Annotated in this window: 14 protein-coding genes; 11 read left to right on the forward strand and 3 right to left on the reverse strand. The window is 69.6% G+C overall.

Annotation, left to right across the window (positions count from 1 at the left end):
* The first annotated feature begins 134 nt into the window (after positions 1-134).
* Genes ACTJJ4_RS12630 through ACTJJ4_RS12655 form a run of 6 tightly spaced genes read left to right on the forward strand, consistent with a single transcriptional unit; the run spans position 135 to position 6,378 of the window.
* Positions 135-1,049 carry a carbohydrate ABC transporter permease gene (locus ACTJJ4_RS12630; protein WP_440943659.1) on the forward strand — a complete coding sequence of 305 codons (915 nt, stop codon included), beginning with the start codon at positions 135-137 and terminating at the stop codon, positions 1,047-1,049.
* Entirely contained in the window at positions 1,049-1,948 is a 900-nt protein-coding gene (locus tag ACTJJ4_RS12635; protein ID WP_440943660.1) for a carbohydrate ABC transporter permease, read from the forward strand. The genes ACTJJ4_RS12630 and ACTJJ4_RS12635 overlap by 1 nt, the downstream gene beginning before the upstream one ends.
* Positions 1,949-1,950: 2 nt before the next feature.
* Complete coding sequence (locus ACTJJ4_RS12640) at positions 1,951-3,882, forward strand: hypothetical protein (RefSeq protein ID WP_440943661.1); 1,932 nt, start codon at positions 1,951-1,953, stop codon at positions 3,880-3,882.
* Positions 3,879-4,679 carry a ribonuclease activity regulator RraA gene (locus tag ACTJJ4_RS12645; RefSeq protein ID WP_292702912.1) on the forward strand — a complete coding sequence of 267 codons (801 nt, stop codon included), beginning with the start codon at positions 3,879-3,881 and terminating at the stop codon, positions 4,677-4,679. The genes ACTJJ4_RS12640 and ACTJJ4_RS12645 overlap by 4 nt, the downstream gene beginning before the upstream one ends.
* A complete protein-coding gene (locus ACTJJ4_RS12650) occupies positions 4,649-5,587 on the forward strand; it encodes an aldo/keto reductase (protein ID WP_440943662.1) in 939 nt (312 codons plus the stop codon). The genes ACTJJ4_RS12645 and ACTJJ4_RS12650 overlap by 31 nt, the downstream gene beginning before the upstream one ends.
* Positions 5,563-6,378 (forward strand): amidohydrolase family protein, encoded by an 816-nt coding sequence (locus tag ACTJJ4_RS12655; RefSeq protein ID WP_440943663.1) that lies wholly within the window; start codon positions 5,563-5,565, stop codon positions 6,376-6,378. Before ACTJJ4_RS12650 ends, ACTJJ4_RS12655 begins: the two co-directional genes overlap by 25 nt.
* 29 nt (positions 6,379-6,407) lie before the next feature.
* On the opposite strand, the gene ACTJJ4_RS12660 is transcribed toward ACTJJ4_RS12655, so the two are convergent.
* The 3 genes from ACTJJ4_RS12660 to ACTJJ4_RS12670 form a co-directional block, all read right to left on the reverse strand.
* Positions 6,408-7,064, reverse strand: coding sequence for a GntR family transcriptional regulator (locus ACTJJ4_RS12660; RefSeq protein WP_292697483.1), 657 nt, complete (start codon positions 7,062-7,064; stop codon positions 6,408-6,410).
* A gap of 19 nt (positions 7,065-7,083) precedes the next feature.
* Positions 7,084-7,497 carry a GDSL-type esterase/lipase family protein gene (locus tag ACTJJ4_RS12665; protein WP_440943664.1) on the reverse strand — a complete coding sequence of 138 codons (414 nt, stop codon included), beginning with the start codon at positions 7,495-7,497 and terminating at the stop codon, positions 7,084-7,086.
* A 135-nt stretch (positions 7,498-7,632) separates the two neighbouring features.
* Positions 7,633-11,697, reverse strand: coding sequence for an Ig-like domain-containing protein (locus tag ACTJJ4_RS12670; RefSeq protein ID WP_440943665.1), 4,065 nt, complete (start codon positions 11,695-11,697; stop codon positions 7,633-7,635).
* 380 nt (positions 11,698-12,077) lie between these two features.
* Here ACTJJ4_RS12670 and ACTJJ4_RS12675 point away from each other — a divergent pair, with 380 nt between their 5' ends.
* From ACTJJ4_RS12675 to ACTJJ4_RS12695, 5 genes are all read left to right on the forward strand, one after another.
* The gene (locus ACTJJ4_RS12675; protein ID WP_440943666.1) at positions 12,078-12,932 is read left to right on the forward strand and encodes a carbohydrate ABC transporter permease; all 855 of its coding nucleotides are present in this window, start codon (positions 12,078-12,080) and stop codon (positions 12,930-12,932) included.
* The gene (locus ACTJJ4_RS12680; RefSeq protein ID WP_440943667.1) at positions 12,929-13,837 is read left to right on the forward strand and encodes a carbohydrate ABC transporter permease; all 909 of its coding nucleotides are present in this window, start codon (positions 12,929-12,931) and stop codon (positions 13,835-13,837) included. The genes ACTJJ4_RS12675 and ACTJJ4_RS12680 overlap by 4 nt, the downstream gene beginning before the upstream one ends.
* Before the next feature lie 62 nt (positions 13,838-13,899).
* Positions 13,900-15,228, forward strand: coding sequence for an extracellular solute-binding protein (locus ACTJJ4_RS12685; protein WP_440943668.1), 1,329 nt, complete (start codon positions 13,900-13,902; stop codon positions 15,226-15,228).
* A complete protein-coding gene (locus tag ACTJJ4_RS12690; RefSeq protein WP_440943669.1) occupies positions 15,228-17,054 on the forward strand; it encodes a BNR-4 repeat-containing protein in 1,827 nt (608 codons plus the stop codon). Before ACTJJ4_RS12685 ends, ACTJJ4_RS12690 begins: the two co-directional genes overlap by 1 nt.
* Before the next feature lie 90 nt (positions 17,055-17,144).
* Positions 17,145-19,403: an FAD-dependent oxidoreductase gene (locus ACTJJ4_RS12695; RefSeq protein WP_440943670.1), complete on the forward strand. Its 2,259-nt coding sequence runs from the start codon at positions 17,145-17,147 to the stop codon at positions 19,401-19,403.
* Positions 19,404-19,405: the final 2 nt, after the last annotated feature.

The raw sequence follows: 19,405 nt of genomic DNA on the forward strand, positions 1-19,405 counted from the left end.
CCGCACACGAATGTCATCTCGTTCACCGGATCATCGGCGGCGGGCAAGCGCGTCGTCCCGCCCACCGCTCCGGCATCGAGCATCCTGAGCTGACAGACATGTTCCGCACCACGCCCGCATTGGAGCGTTCCCCCATGGCATCCACCGCCGTCCCGCGGCAGCGCAGCGCGGCGCAGCGCTGGCGGCGCCGCATCCCCGGCCTGATCATGGCCTCCCCCGCCGTCGCGGTCTTCCTCGCGATGTTCGTGATCCCGATGATTCTCGCCTGCGTGCTGAGCTTCACGAACTGGACCGGCTACAGCCTGAACTTCGACTTCGTCGGCTGGGACAACTACGCCAAGGCCTTCCGCAACCCGCGCTCCCTGAACGCCGCGATCTTCACCGGCGTCATCGCCGTGTTCGGCACCGTGTTCTGCAACGTCATCGGGCTCGCCATCGCCGCCCTGATCTCGGGCCCCGGACGGACCAACACCCTGCTGCGCACCATCTTCTTCTACCCGTACGTGATCAGCGCACTGATCATCGGCTTCATCTGGTCGGCGATGCTCGCGCCACAGGGTGCGGTGAACGGGATGCTGCAGGGCATCGGCCTTCCGGAGCTGCCGTTCCTCACCGACCCGACGTTCGCGAAGGCGAGCATCATCTTCACGATCGTGTGGTCGCACTTCGGCTTCAACATGATCCTGTTCCTGGCCGGCATCAAGTCGGTCCCCGCCGAGTACTACGAGGCCGCCACGGTGGACGGCGCCAGCCGCTGGCAGCAGTTCCGCTCGATCACCGTGCCGCTGATCGCCCCGGTCTTCACCGTGAACATCGTGCTGACCCTGGTCGGCCTGCTGAAGGCGTACGACGTGATCCTGGCCCTGACCGACGGCGGCCCAGCCGGGTCCACGCAGACCATCGTCTACCAGATCCTGAAGGACTCCTTCGCGAACTCCGCGCTCGGCTTCGGCGCCGCCCAGTCGATCGTGCTCCTCATCGTGACGGCCGTTATCGGCCTCGGCGTGACGCTCGTGCGCCGCCGCGCAGACCAGAAGGCGACCGACTGATGGCCACCCCACTGTCCAAGACCCCGCTGTCCAAGACCCCGCTGATGAAGCAGAGCCGCAACCGTCCCTCCGTCCTGGCCGGCACCGCCCGGTGGATCGTCCTGGGCGTCTTCGCGATCACGATGCTGATCCCGATGTACACGATGGTGATCAACGCCTTCAAGCCGCAGAAGGAGATCATCGAGAACCCGCTGCTGATCACACCGCAGAGCTTCACGTTCGACTACCTGTGGGCCGCGATCACCAGCAGCCGGTTCAACGTCATCGCCGCGTACGGCGTCACGCTGCTGTTCGTGGTGCTGGTCAACCTGTTCTGCATCCTGCTCTCCGCCCCGGTCGCCTACGTGATCGCCCGCGGCCGCTCGAAGTGGCACCTCGGGCTGCTGCTGCTGTTCGTGACCGGCCTGTTCATCCCCGGTCAGGTCACGCTGATCCCGGTCGTGTTCGTGCTCAGGGTGCTGGGGCTGATCAACACGATGCCGGGGTTCATCCTGTTCGAGACGGCGGCCACCCTGCCGGTGTCGATCTTCCTGTTCTCCGCCTACCTGCGCACGGTCCCCCGCGACATCGACGAAGCCGCGTCGCTCGACGGGGCGGGCCCGATCCGCGCGTTCTGGACGTGCGTGTTCCCGATCATGAAGCCCGTCATCGCAACGATGGTGGTGCTGAACTCGATCGGCGTGTGGAACGACTTCGTCAGCCCGCAGATCATCCTGGGCCCGAGCTCCGGCATCTACACCGTGACCACCGGCGTGTACGCCGCGGTCGGGCAGTTCTCCACCGACTACACGCAGGTGTTCCCGACGCTGCTGCTGGCCGTGCTCCCCGCGCTGATCTTCTTCATCATCATGCAGCGGCACATCATCGGCGGCCTGGTCGCCGGCGCCACGAAGGGCTGACCATGGCAGACGCGCACCTCTCCTCCCCACTGCGGACCGTCCCCGCATGGGCCGTGCTGCAGCGCCGGCTGTTCGACGAGATCGAGCAGGCGCGACGCCTGTTCCGCGACCGGTACACGCTTCCGGACGGCCGCCTGCGCGGCGTCGCCGAGTTCGAGGACCGCGACGGGGTCGACGACCTGTACGAGCCGTTCTTCAACTGGCCGGCGTTCTACCTGCTGGGCGGGCCTGACGAGGTGCTCGCCGACAGCAAGCGGGCATGGGAGGGCGTGACCGCGCAGCTGACCGAGGCCGGCATGCTGACCGACGAGTACGACAACGGCTACGACTGGTTCCACCAGGGCGAGTCGCTGCTCTTCTTCGCCGGCATCTGCGCCGCCGACCCCGCCGACGAGGCCTACGCCGCACGTGCCCGGCGCTTCGCGGCGCTGTTCACCGACCCGGCGCACGGCAACTACGACGCCGAGCACAACATCATCCGCGCCCCGCACAACGGCGCCCTCGGGGCCCGCCCCGGCCTGGACGACACGGTCGTGCCGTACACCGCCGATCGCACCGAGATGCGCCCCTACGGCCTGCCGATCCAGGGCCTGCCCGGCATCGAGAGCTGGGACGACCTCGCCGACCCGGCGAACGCGCTGCGGATGTCCGAGGAGATGCACCGCCGCGCCCAGGGCGACGTGGCGGTGAACCTCGCCGCGACCTCGCTGGCGGCCAACACCTGGCTGTACGACGGCGACGAGACCGCGAGCGCGTGGGTCCGCCGCTACGTCGACGGCTGGCGCGAGCGCGCCGGCTCCGGCCCCGTCATGTTCGACTCCATCGGTCCCGACGGCGTCGCCGGCTCCCTGCAGGAGGGCCGCTGGTGGGGCGCGCACTACGGCTGGGCGTGGCCGCACGGGTTCCACTCTGTCGCGATGAGCACGCTCATCGGCGCGGTCAACCACGCCCTGATCACCCGCGACGACACCGCGCTCGACCTGGTGCGCACCATGCTCGACGCGGTCCTCGCCGAGGCGCGCCCCGGCTCCGCCGCGGGCAGCGCGTACAGCCTGCGCGGCGGCTGGAACGCCCGCTACGGCGCGGCGGCCGAGGACGAGGGGATGCTGGTCCCCTACCGCTACGGCGTCGACGGCTGGTTCGACTTCGGGCCGCTGCAGCTGGACGTCCCCGTCTGGCTGTGGTGGTGGTCGCGGACGGATGCCGACCGGGCGCGCCTGGAGCGCGCGATCGCCGGCATCCCGGCATCCGCCGACCGCGTCGCCCCGTTCCGCGACAAGGAGGAGGCCGGCCACGAGGCCGGCTGGTACTCGTTCCTCGCAGGCGACCTGCCCGACTACCCGCAGCGGGCGCTGGAGATGGCGCTCGGCCAGGTGGCCCGGCGCACGGCGATGATGCTCGGCGACGCACAGGACCCCGACGCCGCCCACCTGCACTTCTGGCAGCGCGTGAACCCGGTGGTCACCGAGGTGCTCACGCAGCTCGTCGGCGGTGCACCGCAGGTGCTCTACAACGGCGGGCTCGGGCACACCGCGCTGCGGTACGAGGATGTCGACCGGGGACGTCCGGGTCTGCCCGAGGACGTCGCCGCGCTCGTGCACCGGCTGGATGCCGATGGCATCGGCCTCCGCCTGGTCAACACCTCCGTCACGCGCACCCGGACCGTGCGGCTTCGCGGCGGACGCTTCGGGCTCGACCGGATCGTCGCCGCCGCCGCGCGCGTCGAGGACGCGAGCGCGTACCCCGGGCCATCCGGCACCTACGCCTCCCCGCTCGGCGCGTTCTCGACGGTCTCCGTCGACTGCGACGACGACCTGGTGGTCGTGCTCCCGCCGGCGCACGGCGCCGACCTCGACCTGACCATCGCGCGCGCGACCGGCTCGCCGCGCCACCTCACCACCGCAGCACCCCGCACCACCGAAGGACACGCATGAGCGCCGAACTGATCCGCCCCGACTTCGCACTCCCGGTGCGGGGACCGGCGTACGCCCGACCCGACGCGGCGCTCGTGGAGGACTTCTCGGCCCTGTCATCTGCCACCGCCTGCGCGAAGCTGCACCAGCTCGGCATCCGCCGCACCTTCGTCGACGGCCCCGTGCCGCTGACCACCGGCAGCCGCGTGGTCGGCTCGGCGATCACGCTGCAGTTCATGCCGCAGCGCGAGGACATGGCACTGCCGCAGGACGCCGCGGCCGGTGTGGAGCAGGAGTACGCCGAGCGGCACACCGCCCTCTGGCACGTGCTCGAGGCCGTGCAGCCCGGCGACGTGCTGGTCGTGCAGGCCTACGGCAGCAGGTTCTCCGGATGCCTCGGTGACATCCTGGTGCGGTACTTCATCCGCAAGGGCGGCGCCGGTATCGTGGTGGACGGGCGCATCAGGGACGCGGCGCGCATCCGCGAGCTCGGCATCCCGGTCTGGTGCACGGGCACCACCCCGCACTACGCCTCGCAGTCCGAGCTCGCTCCCTGGGCGTACGACGTGCCGGTGGCCGTCGGCGGTGCGCTGTGCATGCCGGGTGACCTGGTGATCGCCGACGACGACGGCCCGGTCGTGGTGCCGCAGGCGATGGCTCCCCAGGTGGTGGCCTCGGCGCGGGATCATGAGGAGTGGGAGGTGTTCAGCCGGATGCGACTCGACGAGGGCGCACGACTGAGCGACTACTACCCGCTGACCCCCGACAGCCGTGAGGAGTACGAGGCATGGCGTTCCCTGCAGCCCTCCGCCCGCTGAGGATCGTCCCCGGTCTGCGCGACGACGCCGGCCTGGGCTGCGCGCCGATCGGCAACCTGTTCGCGCCGGTTCCGGATGCGGATGCCGTGGCGACGGTCGAGGCCGCCCTCTCTGCCGGCGTGCGGTTCTTCGACACCGCCCCGCTGTACGGCGACGGCGAGAGCGAGCGCAAGCTGGGTCTGGCGCTGCGCGGGGTCCCGCGCGATGAGGTCGTGATCGCCACGAAGGTGGGCCGGCAGCTGCTGGACGCCGACGGCGCGCCCGTGGCCGGTGCCGCGAGCGGGGCCTCATCGGTCGCCGACCTCAGCCGCGACGGCGTGTGGCGCAGCCTGGAGGGGTCGCTGGCGCGGATCGGCACCGACCGCGTGGACGTGCTCCACCTGCACGACCCGCTGGACGTGGAGGCGGGCCTGGCCGGAGCGATGACGGCGCTGATCGAGCTGCGCGAGCAGGGCGTGGTGCGCGCGATCAGCGTGGGCCTGGGCAGGCTGGAGCCGCTGGAGCGCTTCACCGCCGAAGCACCGCTGGACGTGATCATGGAGGCAGGGCGGCTGACGCTGCTGGACCGCACCGCCGAGGAGCGACTGCTGGGCCTGGCCGCCGCGCGCGGCATCGGCGTGATCGCCGCGGGTGTGTTCAACTCAGGCATCCTCGCCGATCCGGACGCCGCCCCCTACTTCGAGTACCGGCAGGCGGATGACGCGCTCCTGGAGCGCGCCCGCCGGCTGCAGGCGCTGTGCGCCGACCGCGGAGTGAAGCTGGCGGATGCCGCGGTGCGGTTCCCGCTGCGGCGCGGAGCGGATGCCGTGGTCGTCGGCGCCCGCACGCCCGCCGAGATCGACGCGTTCGTCGCCGGGCTCTCCGCGGAGGTCCCCCAGGAGCTGTGGCTCGCGCTCGAGAGCGCCTGAGCGTGCGCATCGTCGACGCTCACGTGCATCTGTGGGACGTCGACGCGTTCCCGATCCCCTGGTTCCGTGACGGGCTGGGGCTGCCTGCGGTGTCGTCGGTGGCGGAGTACCGGCGTGCGGCCGAACCGTGCGGCGTGGATGCCGCGGTCGCCGTGCAGGTGGCCGACTCCGTCGAGGAGGCGCGCTGGCTCACGGCCGCGACGGCGGCGGATGCCGTGGTCCGGCGCGCCGTGCTGCAGTACGAACCGGCCGCAGGGAAGCCGCTCGGCGCGACCGCGTTCCAGGGAGCGGATCTCGCCGGGGTGCGGGCGGCCGTGCCGCAGCGCGCCGCCGACCTCTCGGACGTGGCCGGGCTGGACGCGCTGGCGGATGCCCTAGGGGCGTCCGGCCGCGTGCTCGAGCTGCTGCTGCGGCCCGAGCAGCTCGAGGGCGCCGCGACGCTGGCATCCAGGCAGCCGGACACCGCGATCGTGCTGTGCCACCTCGGCCTCGGCCATGGCGAACCGGACGAGGCGTGGCTGAGCGGTCTCACCGCCTTCGCCGCGCAGCCGAACGCGTACGCGAAGTTCTCCGGGCTGCTGTCCGCCACGAGGACGGATGCTGCGCTCACCGAGCTCGCCGGCACGGCGTTCCGACTGTTCCGCGCCGGCCGTCTGATGTTCGGCAGCGACTGGCCGATGTCGGCACGCACGCACTCCTACGCGGACGTGGTCGCCGCCACCCGGCGGGCGCTCCCCCATCCCGACTCCCTCGACTTCTGGTCCGGCACCGCCACGCGCCTGTACGGCTGAGCACCCCGAAGCGAGACGAAGTGCCGCGATCAGGCGGGGTCGAGCAGGGTGCCGGCGGCGTGGGCGCGGAACAGGTCGGACGCGGCCTGCGGATCGCCTGCCTCGAGGACGTCGAGCAGACCGCGGTGCCAGTCGGCCACCTCGTGCCAGTCACCGGTGAACTTCGGGTCGCCGAGCACGTGCAGCGAGCGCAGGCTGGGCTCCAGCAGATCCCACATCTTGGGCAGGTAGACGTTCCCGCTGGATTCGATCACGCCGCGGTGGAACGCGAAGTCCAGCTCCCGGAAGCGCGCGAGATCTCCGACCTCGGCGGCCTCGTGCATGCTCGCGATGAGATCGTCGAGCAGGCCGCGGCGCTCGGCATCCAGTGCCCCGCACGCGAGCCGGCCGGCGAGCGCCTCCAGCTCCACGCGAGCGACCTTGGCCTGTGCGGCCTCCTCGGCCGAGTAGCTGGCGACGAAGTTGCCCTGGTGCCGCACGTGCGAGACCAGGCCCTCGTGCGCGAGCCGCTTGAGCGCATCGCGCACCGGCGCCTGGCTGACCTGCAGCTGGCGGGCCAGCTGCGACTCGACCAGCTGCTCGCCCGGGGCCAGCGTCGAGTCCTTGATCATCGCCTTGATCATGGCGTAGATCTGATCCGAGAGCAGTCCCCGCTGCAGGCCTGCTGCGCCCATCACGTCCGTCATGGCTTCCATTGTACTTTCATTATCGACTATCGCTAATGGCCCACGCGGTGCGCCAGGCATCGGCGATCAGGCGGGACGCCTCGGGGAACGGATGCACGCCGTCGGGGGCCAGCTCGGCGGCGTCCCGGCCCTCGGCCGCAGCGGTGAGCACCTCGTGCAGCGGCACCAGCTGCGCACCGAACTCGACCGCGAGCCGCCGGACGGCGGCGCGCTTCTCGTCGAGCTCGTCCAGCCAGCCGCGCTGCTCGTCCCGCACCGGAAGCAGATACGGCTCCATCAGGATCAGCACCGGATCGAAGGCATCCACGGCGGATGCCAGGAGCGCCCGGAGCGTCTGCTCGAACCGCTCCGTGGGGGTCGGGTCGTCGCTGTCGAACCGGCGCCACACGTCGTTGATGCCGACGTAGACGGTGAGCACCTGCGGCGCGGTCACCGGCGATGCCGAGGTTGCGCACCTCGGCACCGCCGGCCTGCAGCTCGGCCGCCAGCAGCGACACGTACCCGTCCCCGAACGATCCGGGGTCGGTCCTGTCGCGTCCGGCATCCGTGATGGAGTCGCCGATGAAGCTCATCCGCATCGCGGCACGTCCACTTCCTCCTGCTTGAGCTTGGGGCGGACCGTGATGTTCAGCGTGGTGGTCGCGCCCAGGTAGGCGACGGTCAGCTTCTGCGCGTGATCCGGCTTGCTGCTGTCGAATCCGCTCACCATATCGGCAGTCACCTGATGCTGCGAGGCGCTGCCGTCGCTCCAGGCGACATCCAGCAGCATCCCGGTGGTGTCGAGCTCCTCGCCGCGCAGGTAGCGGGTCTTGGGTGCAGCATCCGCCGACCAGCAGATCCCGGTGACGGTGGCGTCCTTCGTCTCCGCGCTCACCGAGAAGGTGTTCGTCTTGCCGTAGTGGTACAGGTTGAAGAAGCCGTCGGCGCCGATGCGGAGGTTCGCCCTGGCATCCCGCACGTTCCACACCGTCTTGCCGTCGACCCGCAGCACCACACGGGTGCCGCCCTCCTCCGCCACGGCGCCGACCTCGATCTCGTGGGTGCTGCCGGGTGCGATCACCGTGTTCGGGATGACGTCGAGCATGGTCTGACCGGGAGTCCAGCTCTGGAACTCGAACGTGTCCTCCTTCACGATGAACAGGTAGCCGGTGTTGGAGTTCTGCCAGGCCGGGATGCCGGTCTGGTCCGAGCGCACCTGGAATCCGTACCAGCCGCCGTCGAACGCGCCGAAGTCCGCGCGGAACTTCAGCAGCGTCGACCCGAAGCGCTCGGCCTTGTAGCCGTACACGCCCTGCGCGGCGAGCTTCACGCCGTCCGCGTCGACGGTGATCCCGTCGGCGGTGCTCCAGTTCGCGGCATCCGTCAGCTGCCGGTCGAGCCGCACCGTCGGGTAGACGGCGTCGGCCACCGTGACCTGCACGGATGCCGTGAGCGACGGATCCGAGACGGAGGTCGCCGTCACGGTGGTCGAGCCGCCCCCGACCGCCGCGATGCGCCCGTCGTCCCCGACCGTCGCGACCGCGGGGTCGGCACTGGACCAGCTCACTCGGGTGTCGCTGGCGTCCTCGGGCGCGGCCGTGGCCTTGACCGTGTGCCGCTCGCCGACGTTCAGCGCCAGCTTCTCGGCATCCAGGCTGATGCCGGTGACCGGCACGCCCGAGAGCGAGAACCCGATGTTGTCGAAGTCGAGCGAGGGGTAGCCCTCGACGTAGAAGCCCACACGACCCGCTGCGCCCGGAGCCGGGTCCTTCCCCTCGAGCACGATCGCACCGTTCACGACGATCCTGATCGAGCCGTCCTGCACCGCGATGCGCACGTGCGAGGTCTTCCCGTTCGGGAGCGCCTGATCGGCCGGCAGCACCTTCTCGGCGACCGTCTTCCAGTTGCTGTCGAAGATGTCCCAGGTCGGTCCGGCTGCTGCGTTGCGGTAGCGGATGTACCCGCCCCCGTTCTGATTGCGGTTGTAGATGACCAGGCCCGAGGTGGCGATGTCGCCGGCGGGCGGGGTGACGTCGAAGTCCAGCACGAACTCGGTGAAGTCGCGCGGGAGCAGGGAGTTCGCCCCCTTCACGATCCGGTACACCTTGTTGCCTGCCGCATCGACCTGGACGCTGCGGTTCGGGTCGGTCGGCCATCCGTTCGCCCCCGACTGGAAGTCGGTGAAGTGCAGCACGCCGTCGCCCTCGGAGACGACGACCTCGATGGTCGCCTGCTTCGCGGGGTCGGACTTCGCGGTCGCGGTGATGGTCGTCGTACCAGGGCCCATGCCGAGCACCAGGCCCGTGGCATCCACCGTGGCCACGGCGGTGTCGGCCGAGGCGTAGGTCACGGCGGAGTCGGCCGCGTTCCACGGCAGCGGCACGGCGCGCACCCGCGCCTGGTCGCCGGCGTCGATGCGCAGCTGGTCGCTGTCGAAGGCGATGCCCTTCAGTGCCACGGTGTCCGGGGACTGCGACTGCCCGATGTGCCCGGACACGCCGATCTCGTCGAACGCGATCGCCTCGAACCCGGGGATCTTCGAGAAGACCTCGGAGTCGGCCTTGAGCGCGTAGTCGCCCTTGGCGGCGTCCACGAAGCCGGGATCGGCGGTGGCGACCAGGTTGGTGCCGTAGTTCAGCAGGTTCTTGCCGTCCTTCGCGCCCTGGTCGTTCAGCCCGGCGATCGGCTTGCGGTTGGGGTTCCACACCACGTTCTTCGCGAAGGTGCTGTGGTTCGGGTAGTAGTGGTCGTCCTCGAAGAAGTGACTCAGCTCGGGGTACTTCTCCAGGTACGGGGTGCCGACGAAATCGTTGTTGTCGGCGAACACCTGCTTCCAGGCCGGCATGTAGTCGCGGTCCACGACGTTGCCCTCCTGGTTCCCCATCCACTGCTCGTAGTTGTCGTACGGAACGTAGGAGTCGATGAAGACGTTGTTGCTGGCGTTGATGTAGTCGGCCGATCCGCTCTTGATCGCGGAATTGCCCATGTTCGCGAACACGTTCTTCTCGATGGTGAGGTCCCACGTGAAGTTGTCGGCGTAGATGCCCTCGACGCCCGCGATGCCCACGCCGATGTCGTGGAAGTAGTTCTCGCGGAAGACGTGTCCGCGCTGCTGCGGGGTCTTGCCGGAGTTCATGTAGATCGCGCCGAGGTCGTTGAACATCTTGCAGACGTCGTACACCTCGTTGCGCTCGAACAGATGGTCGTTGCCGTAGACGATGATCCCCGGATGCGGGGCGTCGTGGATCTTGTTGTTCCTGGCGATGTTGCCGACCCCGTCGAACATCACACCCGGGTTGTAGGCCTTGTGGTAGTACGCGAAGTCGGCGATCTCGGAGTTCTCGACCCGGTTGCGACCCGGCTCGAGGGTCGTCTTGTCGCCGCCCTGCAGCACCACGCCGATGCCGCCGACGTGGGTGATCCGGGAGTCGGTCACGGCGTGGTCGCGGCCGCCGCGGTTCACCGGGATGCCGTCGTAGGTGTAGCGGCCGGGCGAGTTGATCAGCACGCCGCCGTCGGTGAAGTTGCGGATGTCGGAGTGCGACACCGTGACGTGCGAACCGCCGAGGATGACGGCGGCCGTGGCGCGCCCGTACTCCATCACGATGTCGTCGAAGGTGACGTACGAGGTGTCGTCGGTGCGCAGCATCGGCTCGCTGAGCGTGGTCACCGTGACCGCGCCCTCACCCGAGGTGAACGCCGCGTTGGGCATGAGGTACAGCTTTCCGGCATCCCGGTCGATGTAGTACTCGCCCGGAGCGTCCAGCTCCTCGAGCAGGTTCTGCGCGAAGTGGAAGTCGGGGAACCAGCTCTTCATGATCCCGGACATCTCGCCGTAGCGCAGCGTGATGGTCTTGGCGGTCGTGTCGATCTTCTCGATCTTGTTGTACGACCACTCCCAGCTGTAGCCGAAGATGCCGTCCAGCCAGACGTCCTTCGCCTGGGTCCAGTACTTCGGGCGGTCATAGCCGTAGGTGAACGTGCCGCCGCGGTCCTGCAGGTCGGCGTCCTTGCGGGTGGGACCGGGATCGATGATGTCGCCCATCTGCACGGTGGGGCTCGCGGCGTCGGCGTTGGGCCAGCGCGCCAGCGTCATGCCCTGTCCGGCGATGTAGAGCTCCATCGGCGGTGTGGTGCTGACGTCGTTGGCCTTCCAGTAGCCGTGCCGGCTGAGCTGGCCGTAGTCGTTCAGGCCGAGGGCCTTCAGATCGACCTCGAGAACCTTGTCGCGTGCGGCGACGTCGACGATGCGGCCCGTGACCGCGCTGTCGGTCACCTTCGCGAAGTCCTCACGGGGCAGCTCGCGGCCGCCCGTCAGGGTCGCCTTCTCACCCGGGTAGGAGCGGTAGACGATCGGATGCTCGGCTGTGCCGGAGTCCTCCTTGCCCAGCGCGAACGAGGCGCTGCGGTCGTACTGCCCCTCACGCAGGAACACGGTCATGCCCTCGGGCAGGCCCGCACCCGCCTTGAGCTGGCGGATGCGGTCGCGCGCACCCTCGAGCGTGGCGAGCGGGGCGTCGATGGTTCCCGCGGCGGCGTCATCACCCCCTGGCGCCACGTAGAGGGCGGGTCCGTCGGCGGCGGATGCCGGGGTGGCGACGAGCGCCGTCCCGATCACCGCCGCTATGGCGAATGCTGCCAGTGCACGCTTCATCGCGTCTCCGTTGCTCGTTCATGAGGGTTGCGTCGAGGGGACTACGCCTCGGGGCCGGCTGGGGGCCCGCCCGATCGCTGGGGCGATCGATCGAGAGCCTAGCTAATCGATAATCGCTAATCAAGCATCGATCCGGATCGGGATCACACCTTCGATCATTTGCCACACTTTCTAACGTCTTTTCCCATCTTCTCTCGTTACTTGATCGTGACGACTCGAGGTTGACGAAACGGTCGATCACCGGAAACACTGGAAACTCCGCACCACAACACCCGGATGTCGCGGAGAGCCCGAAGGTCAAGGATGCCCCAGTCATGACAGAACTTCTCAACAGTTCACAGCCAGTTGCAGGACGACGTCCCCGGCGGATGTCGAACGGCATGTTCGCCCTGCTCCTGACGGCACCCGGTCTGGCGCTGCTGGCCGCGGTGGTCGTCTACCCGCTGATCACTGCGCTCGTCACCGCGTTCTTCAAGCAGAGCCTGGTCGTGCCCGGGCGCGAGTTCGTCGGGCTGCAGAACATCATCGACGTGCTCACCGGCGACTTCCCCCGCCTGCTCGGCCAGACCATCGTCTTCACCCTCGGCACGACCATCGCGCCGTTCGTGATCGGGTTCGGTCTGGCGCTCGCGCTGAACTCCCGCATCCGGGGCGCGAAGGTTCTGCGCGGCATCATGCTCATCCCCTGGCTCATCCCCGGCGTCGTCGTGTCGTTCCTGTGGATGTGGATCTTCAACGCCAACTACGGCGTGATGAACGCCCTGCTGCAGTCCATCGGGCTGATCGACGACCCGCAGGCCTGGCTGGCGCACCCCGCCACTGCAATGATCGCCGTGATCGTCGCCAAGACCTGGCAGTCGTTCCCCTGGATGATGGTCATGCTGCTGGCGGGTCTGCAGACCGTTCCGCCCGAGCTGCACGAGGCCGCGGAGATCGACGGCGCCGGCACCGTGCGCCGGTTCTTCTCGATCACCGTGCCGCAGCTGAGCGGCATCATCGGCCTGGTGCTGCTGCTCGAGTTCATCTGGAACTTCCAGCACTTCGACATCATCTACGTCCTCACCGGCGGAGGACCCGCCGGCTCCACCCAGACCTTCGCCACCGCCGTGTACGAGACCGCGTTCACCGGGTTCGACCTGGGCCACGCGGGCGCCCTCGGGCTGCTCTGGATGGTGCTCCTGATGGGTCTCGTCGTCGTCTACGTCCGATTCTCGGAGAAGGGGGAGAAGCGATGACCGCGCTGCTCACCGAGACGCCCGCTGCGGCATCCGACCGTCCCGCGCCGCAGCAGCTGCGCAAGCCGAAGATGCGCGCCGACCGCCGCGCCGTCACGATCAGCGCCTGGGTGGCCGTCGTCGTCTTCGGCGGCTTCGCGCTGCTGCCCGTGTACTGGCTGCTGGCGACCTCGCTCACCCCGCGCACCGAGGTTTTCTCGTACCCTCCGCGCCTGTTCCCGAAGCAGATCACCTTCGACGCGTACCTGGCGCTGCTCGACAACCCGGCCCTGTTCGGGTACCTGCGCAACAGCATCATCGTGTCCGTGATCACGGCCGTGCTCTCGGTGATCGTCTCGGCGTACATGGGCTACGCGTTCTCGAAGTTCCGCTACCGCGGGCGCCGCAGCCTGATGTACTTCGTACTGGCCTCGCAGATGTTCCCCCAGGCCCTGCTGCTGATCACCCTGTACACGGTGTTCTCGGCCTACGGCCTGCTGAACACCTATGCCGCGCTGGTGCTGTCGTTCACGACGTTCACGCTCCCGCTGTGCGTGTGGATGCTGAAGGGCTTCTTCGACACGATCCCCGACGACCTGATCGAGGCCGCCCTCGTCGACGGCGCCTCGCGCATGCGCATCATCCACTCCGTGGTGCTGCCCCTCGCCGCGCCCGGCCTGGTCGCCGCCGGCCTGTTCGCCTTCGTGCGCGGCTGGAACGACTTCATCTTCGCGCTGACGCTGGCCGGTCCCGACAAGCAGACCCTGCCTCCCGGCCTGGTGAACACGTTCATCGGCGAGGCGTCCACCGCATGGCCCGAGCTGATGGCCGCCTCACTCGTGGTCTCCCTGCCGGTGGCCATCGCGTTCATCGCGCTGCAGCGCTTCCTCGTCGGCGGCATGACCGCCGGCGCGGTCAAAGGCTGATCCCGCCCGCTCCTTTCCCGACACACCCACGCAGAACCCCCTCGAAGAAGAGAGAGAACACCATGTCTCAGAACACCCCCTCCGTCTCGCGCCGCCAGCTCCTGCAGTTCGCAGGCCTGGGAGCCGCGGGCCTGATGTTGGCCGGCTGCATGCCCAGCGGCGGCACCACCGGCGGCGGCGCACCCGCCGCGGGCGATGCTTTCGCCCCCGGCAAGTTCAAGGCCGCCGACTTCAAGTTCTCCAGCTGGTCGCTGACCGAGGAGGCCGCGGCCCCGGCGATCAAGGCGCTCCTGGAGGGCTACAAGAAGAAGAGCAAGGTCGACATCACCGAGGTCTCGTTCCCCTACAACGAGTACTTCAAGCAGCTCATGCTGCAGGTGCGCGGCGGCCAGTTCTCCGGCGCAGCCCACGTCGACGTCGCCTGGCTCGCTTCGCTGGCGGCACTGGGCAAGCTGCAGGACGTCTCGGCCTTCACCGCGGACCGCGGGTACACCGACTCCGCGCTGAAGGCCGCGCAGTTCGACGGGAAGCAGTACGGCTTCCCGTGGACGATCGGCGCGATCGGCCTGCTCACCAACTCCGAGCTGATCCAGAAGGCGGGCATCGACGAGTTCCCGGTCACGGTCGACGAGTACGAGGGTGCGCTGAAGAAGCTCAAGGGCCTCGGCAACGGGCTGATCCCCTACGCCGCGTCGACCAAGGCGGCGCAGCTGAAGGACATCCTGATCTGGATGCAGACCTTCGGCAGCGACCTGGTGAAGGACGGCAAGGTCACCATCGGCGACGACGCCAGCATCGAGGCCGTCACCTGGTACAAGTCGCTGTACGACCAGGGTCTGATCGCCGCCGACGTCGACCGCTTCGACGCCCGCTCGCTGTTCTCGCAGGGGCGCACGGCGATCTACGACGACGCCCCGGTCGGCCGCAACTCGGTCATCAAGGACTCGCCGGACCCCCAGCTCGCCGACAAGATCGTGTCGGAGTCGCGTCCGGTGCTGAAGAAGGGCGACACCCCGCGCGCCCTGGTCTGGGGCGGCGCGATCGTGGTGGTCGGCGGCGCGAGCGACGACGCCACCGGCACCGCCGCCGAGTTCGGCCAGTGGGCCACCAGCGACCTGGACGCCGTGCTCGCCGACTACAAGGTGCGCGCCCTGCCTCCCGTGACCGAGAAGGCGCAGGCCTCCGACGAGGTCGCCTCGGACGCCTTCGGCTCCCGCTTCGCGGAGAAGATCACCGCCACCGCCACCGTGAACCCGTTCTGGCAGTTCCCGCAGTACGCGCAGGTCGAGACCGTGGTCGCCGAGCGCGTGCAGGCGGTGCTGGTCGGTCAGCAGAGCCCGAAGGACGCCATGGCGCAGGCGGGCGAGGCCGCGCAGAAGCTGATCGGCTGATGGGCATCCCGGTCACGCGCCGCGCAGTGGCAGGGGTGACGGCGGGCATCGCCGTCGCCCTGGCCACCGCGCTGGCGCCCGCGGCGAGCGCGGGCGTGCACCCGAGCACGGTCGAGACCGTGCCGGTGACGGTCGACGGGTCGAACCAGTCCGGCTGGTGGAACCCGCTGGCCGTCGTCGACGGGATCACGTACTTCGCCTACAACGTGCCCGCCGGCGCGAACCGGCACGAGGTGCACCTCGCCTCGCGCACCGCGTCGGGCGAGTGGACCTCCGGATGCCTGCGGCTGGCCACCGGCGCGTGCGCGGACTACCTGAACGACAACGGGCACAATCAGCCCTCGGTCGCGGTGGACGGCGCGGGCGAGATCCACGTGTTCGCCTCCATGCACCACGAGGACTGGAACTACTTCCGCTCCACCGTGCCCGGCGACGTCACCTCGCTGGTCGAGGTGAGCGAGGAGATGCCCGACCAGGGCTCGACGATCTCCTATCCGATCACCGCGGTCGGCCCGGACGGCGACGTCTGGCTGATGGTGCGCACCGGCCCCGACGCCCAGGCGCGCCGCGACGGCGTGCTCTATCGGTACGACCTGGACACGCGCACCTGGGCGCGCGAGACCGTGGTGGCCTCGGCGACCAACTACTCGGTGTACCCGGACGACGTGACGGTCGACGCGAACGGGCAGGTGCACCTGCTCTGGGAATGGCACGCCTGGGCCGCCGGCCCCTACCGCCACCTGGGCTCGTACGCCGTGTGGAACCCCGTCACCAAGACGTTCAGCGACGTCGCCGGCGGGGCGCTCCCCACGCCGATCCGGCCCACCACCCCCGGGCCCGTGGTCTTCCAGCCGTTCACCGACGGCGAGACCATGACGGACACCACCCCCGCCGTGCAGACCGCCAAGATGGCGATCCTGGACGGCGTGCTGCAGGGCGTGACGTACCGCTACGCCTCGGGTGACTCGCCCCTGTTCGACCTGGAGTGGGCGACCTGGAACGGCACGGACTGGAACCGCGAGACGCTGATCGATCCACCGTCCCTCGGCTCGGGAGTCGACACCGTCGCCACGATGGATGCGACCTCGTACGGTTCGAAGACCCGCGTGTACGGTGTCGTGACGCTGCAGACCTGCAACGTCACGCGCAGCCAGGTCGTCATGTTCGAGCGCGCCGACGGCCGCTCCGACTGGGCGATCGAGGCCGTCGGAGACCCGATGGTCGGCCAGCAGCGACTGCGCGCCGCGACCCGCGACGACGGCACCGACGTGCTGTACCTCAGCGCCCCGGCCACCCCGGGCGGCGGCACGCTGCGCTACGCCGAGGTGCCGCGCTCGGGCCAGAAGCGCGCAGGCGGCTCGCTCGCGGGCATCCTCACGGCTCTCCGCGGCGACGCCGGCGGCGCGAACCTCGCGCGCACCGGCACGGCCAGCGCCTCATCGCAGCTGCGGACCGACACCGGCCCTGAGCGGGCGATCGACGGCAGCTGCGCGGATGCCAGCCGCTGGGTCTCCTCGTCGACGGACACGCAGCCGTGGTTCATGGTCGAGTGGACGCAGGCCGCACCGCTGGATGTCGTGCGCGTGCGCAGCGGCTACTCCGCCGGAGTCCCCTCGGACTCCGTGCTGCGCGACTTCACCGTGCAGCTGCGCACCGCGGAGGGCTGGACGCCCATCGCGAGCGTCGCGGGCAACGTCAGCGGCGAGGTCGTCGTCGACGCGAAGGGCCTCACCGCCGATGCGGTGCGGCTCCTGATCACCGATCCGTCCGCCTCCGCCACGGACGTGGCGCGCGTGTACGAGGTCGAGGCGATCGCCGCAGGCTGATCGCCAGGGGCGGATGCCGCACGGCATCCGCCCCACCCCGGCCCTTCCATCCCTTCCGACCCTCATCTGAAATCCCAGGAGTTCCCCGCCATGCGCACGCAGACCGTCGAAGCCGACATCATCGTCGTCGGAGGAGGCCTGGCCGGTGTGAGCGCCGCCGTCGCAGCCGCCAGGCTCGGGCGGCGCACCGTCCTCATCAACAACCGCCCGGTGCTGGGCGGGAACTCGTCCTCCGAGGTGCGGGTGTGGGTGTGCGGCGCGACCGCTCATGGCAACCAGCGCTGGGCGCGCGAGACCGGGATCATGGGCGAGATGTTCCTGGAGAACCAGTACCGCAACCCCGAGGGGAACCCGGTCTACTGGGACGACGTCGTTCTCGACACCGTGCGGCGCGAGCCGAACCTGACGCTGTTCCTGAACACCGACGTGTCCGAGGCCGAGGCGACCGGCCCCGACGACGACCGCCGCATCACCTCGGTGACGGGCTGGACCATGGGCTCCGAGATCCGCACGATCTTCCGCGCCCCGGTCTTCCTGGACTGCACCGGCGACGGGCTGATCGGCCGCCTGGTCGGCGCACGCCACCGCCTCGGCAAGGAGAGCCGCGCGGAGTTCGACGAGGAATGGGCGCCCGAGGAGCCGATCCGCGAGTTCCTCGGCTCGACCCTGCTGTTCTACACGAAGGACCTCGGGCACCCGGTCAAATTCGTCGCCCCCGAGTCCGCGAAGGACATCAGCACCACGCCGATCCCCGCCACCCGCATCATCCGCAGCGGCGACAGCGGGGCGCACTACTGGTGGATCGAGTGGGGCGGTCAACTCGACATCGTCGACGACAACGAGCGGATCCGCGATGAGCTGCGCTCGGTGATCCTGGGCATCTGGGACCACATCAAGAACTCCGGCGAGTTCGACGCCGACAACCTCACGCTCGAGTGGATCGGAAATCTGCCGGGCAAGCGCGAGTACCGTCGCTTCGCCGGCGACCACACTCTGCGACAGCAGGACGTGCTCGACCAGGTCGAGTTCGACGACGGCGTCGCGTTCGGCGGCTGGTCGATCGACCTCCATCCCGCCGAGGGCATGTACGCCACCGGCGCCGGCGCCGTGCAGCGCTTCTCGGACGGCCTGTTCGAGATCCCCTTCCGCTCGCTGTACTCGGCGAACGTGTCGAACCTGCTGATGGCCGGCCGCAACATCTCCGCCACGCACATCGCGTTCGGCGCCGCCCGTGTCATGGCCACCTGCGCCGCGATGGGCGAGGCGGCCGGCACCGCGGCATCCCTCTGCCTGGAGCATGACGAGACGCCGCGCGAGCTGCACCAGAACCACCGCCGCGAGCTGCGTCAGGCGCTACTGCGCTCGGACTCCTCGCTGATCGGCGTCGCCAACGAGGACCCGCACGACCTCGCCCGCACGGCGACCGTGACCGGGTCGGGCTGGCAGCGCACGATCGCGGCTGGAGCGGATGCCGCGGATGCCGCAGTCGCACCGCACGTGCTCGCAGAGGACCTCGGGATCGTCATCCCCGTGCATCCGCTCCTGGAGACGACCGAGCTGCTGCTCAGCGCGAGCGAGTCCACCACCCTGACCGTGGAGGTCTGGTCCACCGGCAAGCGGCAGAACGTCGTGCCCGCGCACCTCGAGCACAGCACGACGATCGACGTGCCGGCCGGCGACGCCTCCTGGGTGAGCGCGCCGACGCCGTTCGCGCCCGAGACGCCGCAGAACGCGATCGTCGTGCTTCGGGCGAATCCGAGCCTGAGCGTGCACCTGACTTCGCCGCTGCCCGCGGGCGTGCTCACCCTCGTGCACCGGGTGGACAATGACGACGAGAACGTCGAGATCAGCGATGACGGCCTGCTCGTGAAGTGGCCGACCAAGCCGTTGCGCGGCCGCGCGCCGGTCTTCCGCGCCCTGCCCGAGAGCGAGGCGCTCGCGCCCGAGCGCGCGGTGTCGGGGTACAACCGCCCCTTCGGCGGTCCGAACATGTGGGCCTCCGGTCCGCTGTCGGACGGGCCCGCCTGGCTGCGACTGGACTGGGAAGCTCCCGTGACGGCCCGCGAGGTGCGTCTGGTGTTCGACGACGACGTCGACGTCTCGCTGATCACGCTGCACCACCACCGCACGCCCGACGAGATCATGCCGCAGCTGGTGCGCGACTACCGCGTCGAGGTGCTGGTCGACGGGACCTGGGTCACGGCCGTGGCGGAGCAGGGCAACCGGCTCCGCCACCGTGTGCATCCTCTCCCCGCGGACCTGGGCGCGTTCACCGCGGCGCGGCTCGTGATCGAGGCGACCAACGGCGCGGCCGAGGCGCGCGTGATCGCATTCCGGGTGCAGTCGTGACG

It is taken from the genome of Microbacterium sp. 22195 (genome assembly GCF_052056515.1).
Lineage (GTDB): Bacteria > Actinomycetota > Actinomycetes > Actinomycetales > Microbacteriaceae > Microbacterium.

Excerpts from the sequence above, each read along its gene's own strand:
- ACTJJ4_RS12630 (WP_440943659.1), top strand. The coding sequence starts at position 135 with ATGGCATCCACCGCCGTCCCGCGGCAGCGCAGCGCGGCGCAGCGCTGG.
- ACTJJ4_RS12635 (WP_440943660.1), top strand. The coding sequence starts at position 1,049 with ATGGCCACCCCACTGTCCAAGACCCCGCTGTCCAAGACCCCGCTGATG.
- ACTJJ4_RS12640 (WP_440943661.1), top strand. The coding sequence starts at position 1,951 with ATGGCAGACGCGCACCTCTCCTCCCCACTGCGGACCGTCCCCGCATGG.
- ACTJJ4_RS12645 (WP_292702912.1), top strand. The coding sequence starts at position 3,879 with ATGAGCGCCGAACTGATCCGCCCCGACTTCGCACTCCCGGTGCGGGGA.
- ACTJJ4_RS12650 (WP_440943662.1), top strand. The coding sequence starts at position 4,649 with ATGGCGTTCCCTGCAGCCCTCCGCCCGCTGAGGATCGTCCCCGGTCTG.
- ACTJJ4_RS12660 (WP_292697483.1), bottom strand. The coding sequence starts at position 7,064 with ATGACGGACGTGATGGGCGCAGCAGGCCTGCAGCGGGGACTGCTCTCG.
- ACTJJ4_RS12670 (WP_440943665.1), bottom strand. The coding sequence starts at position 11,697 with ATGAAGCGTGCACTGGCAGCATTCGCCATAGCGGCGGTGATCGGGACG.
- ACTJJ4_RS12675 (WP_440943666.1), top strand. The coding sequence starts at position 12,078 with ATGTTCGCCCTGCTCCTGACGGCACCCGGTCTGGCGCTGCTGGCCGCG.
- ACTJJ4_RS12680 (WP_440943667.1), top strand. The coding sequence starts at position 12,929 with ATGACCGCGCTGCTCACCGAGACGCCCGCTGCGGCATCCGACCGTCCC.
- ACTJJ4_RS12685 (WP_440943668.1), top strand. The coding sequence starts at position 13,900 with ATGTCTCAGAACACCCCCTCCGTCTCGCGCCGCCAGCTCCTGCAGTTC.
- ACTJJ4_RS12690 (WP_440943669.1), top strand. The coding sequence starts at position 15,228 with ATGGGCATCCCGGTCACGCGCCGCGCAGTGGCAGGGGTGACGGCGGGC.
- ACTJJ4_RS12695 (WP_440943670.1), top strand. The coding sequence starts at position 17,145 with ATGCGCACGCAGACCGTCGAAGCCGACATCATCGTCGTCGGAGGAGGC.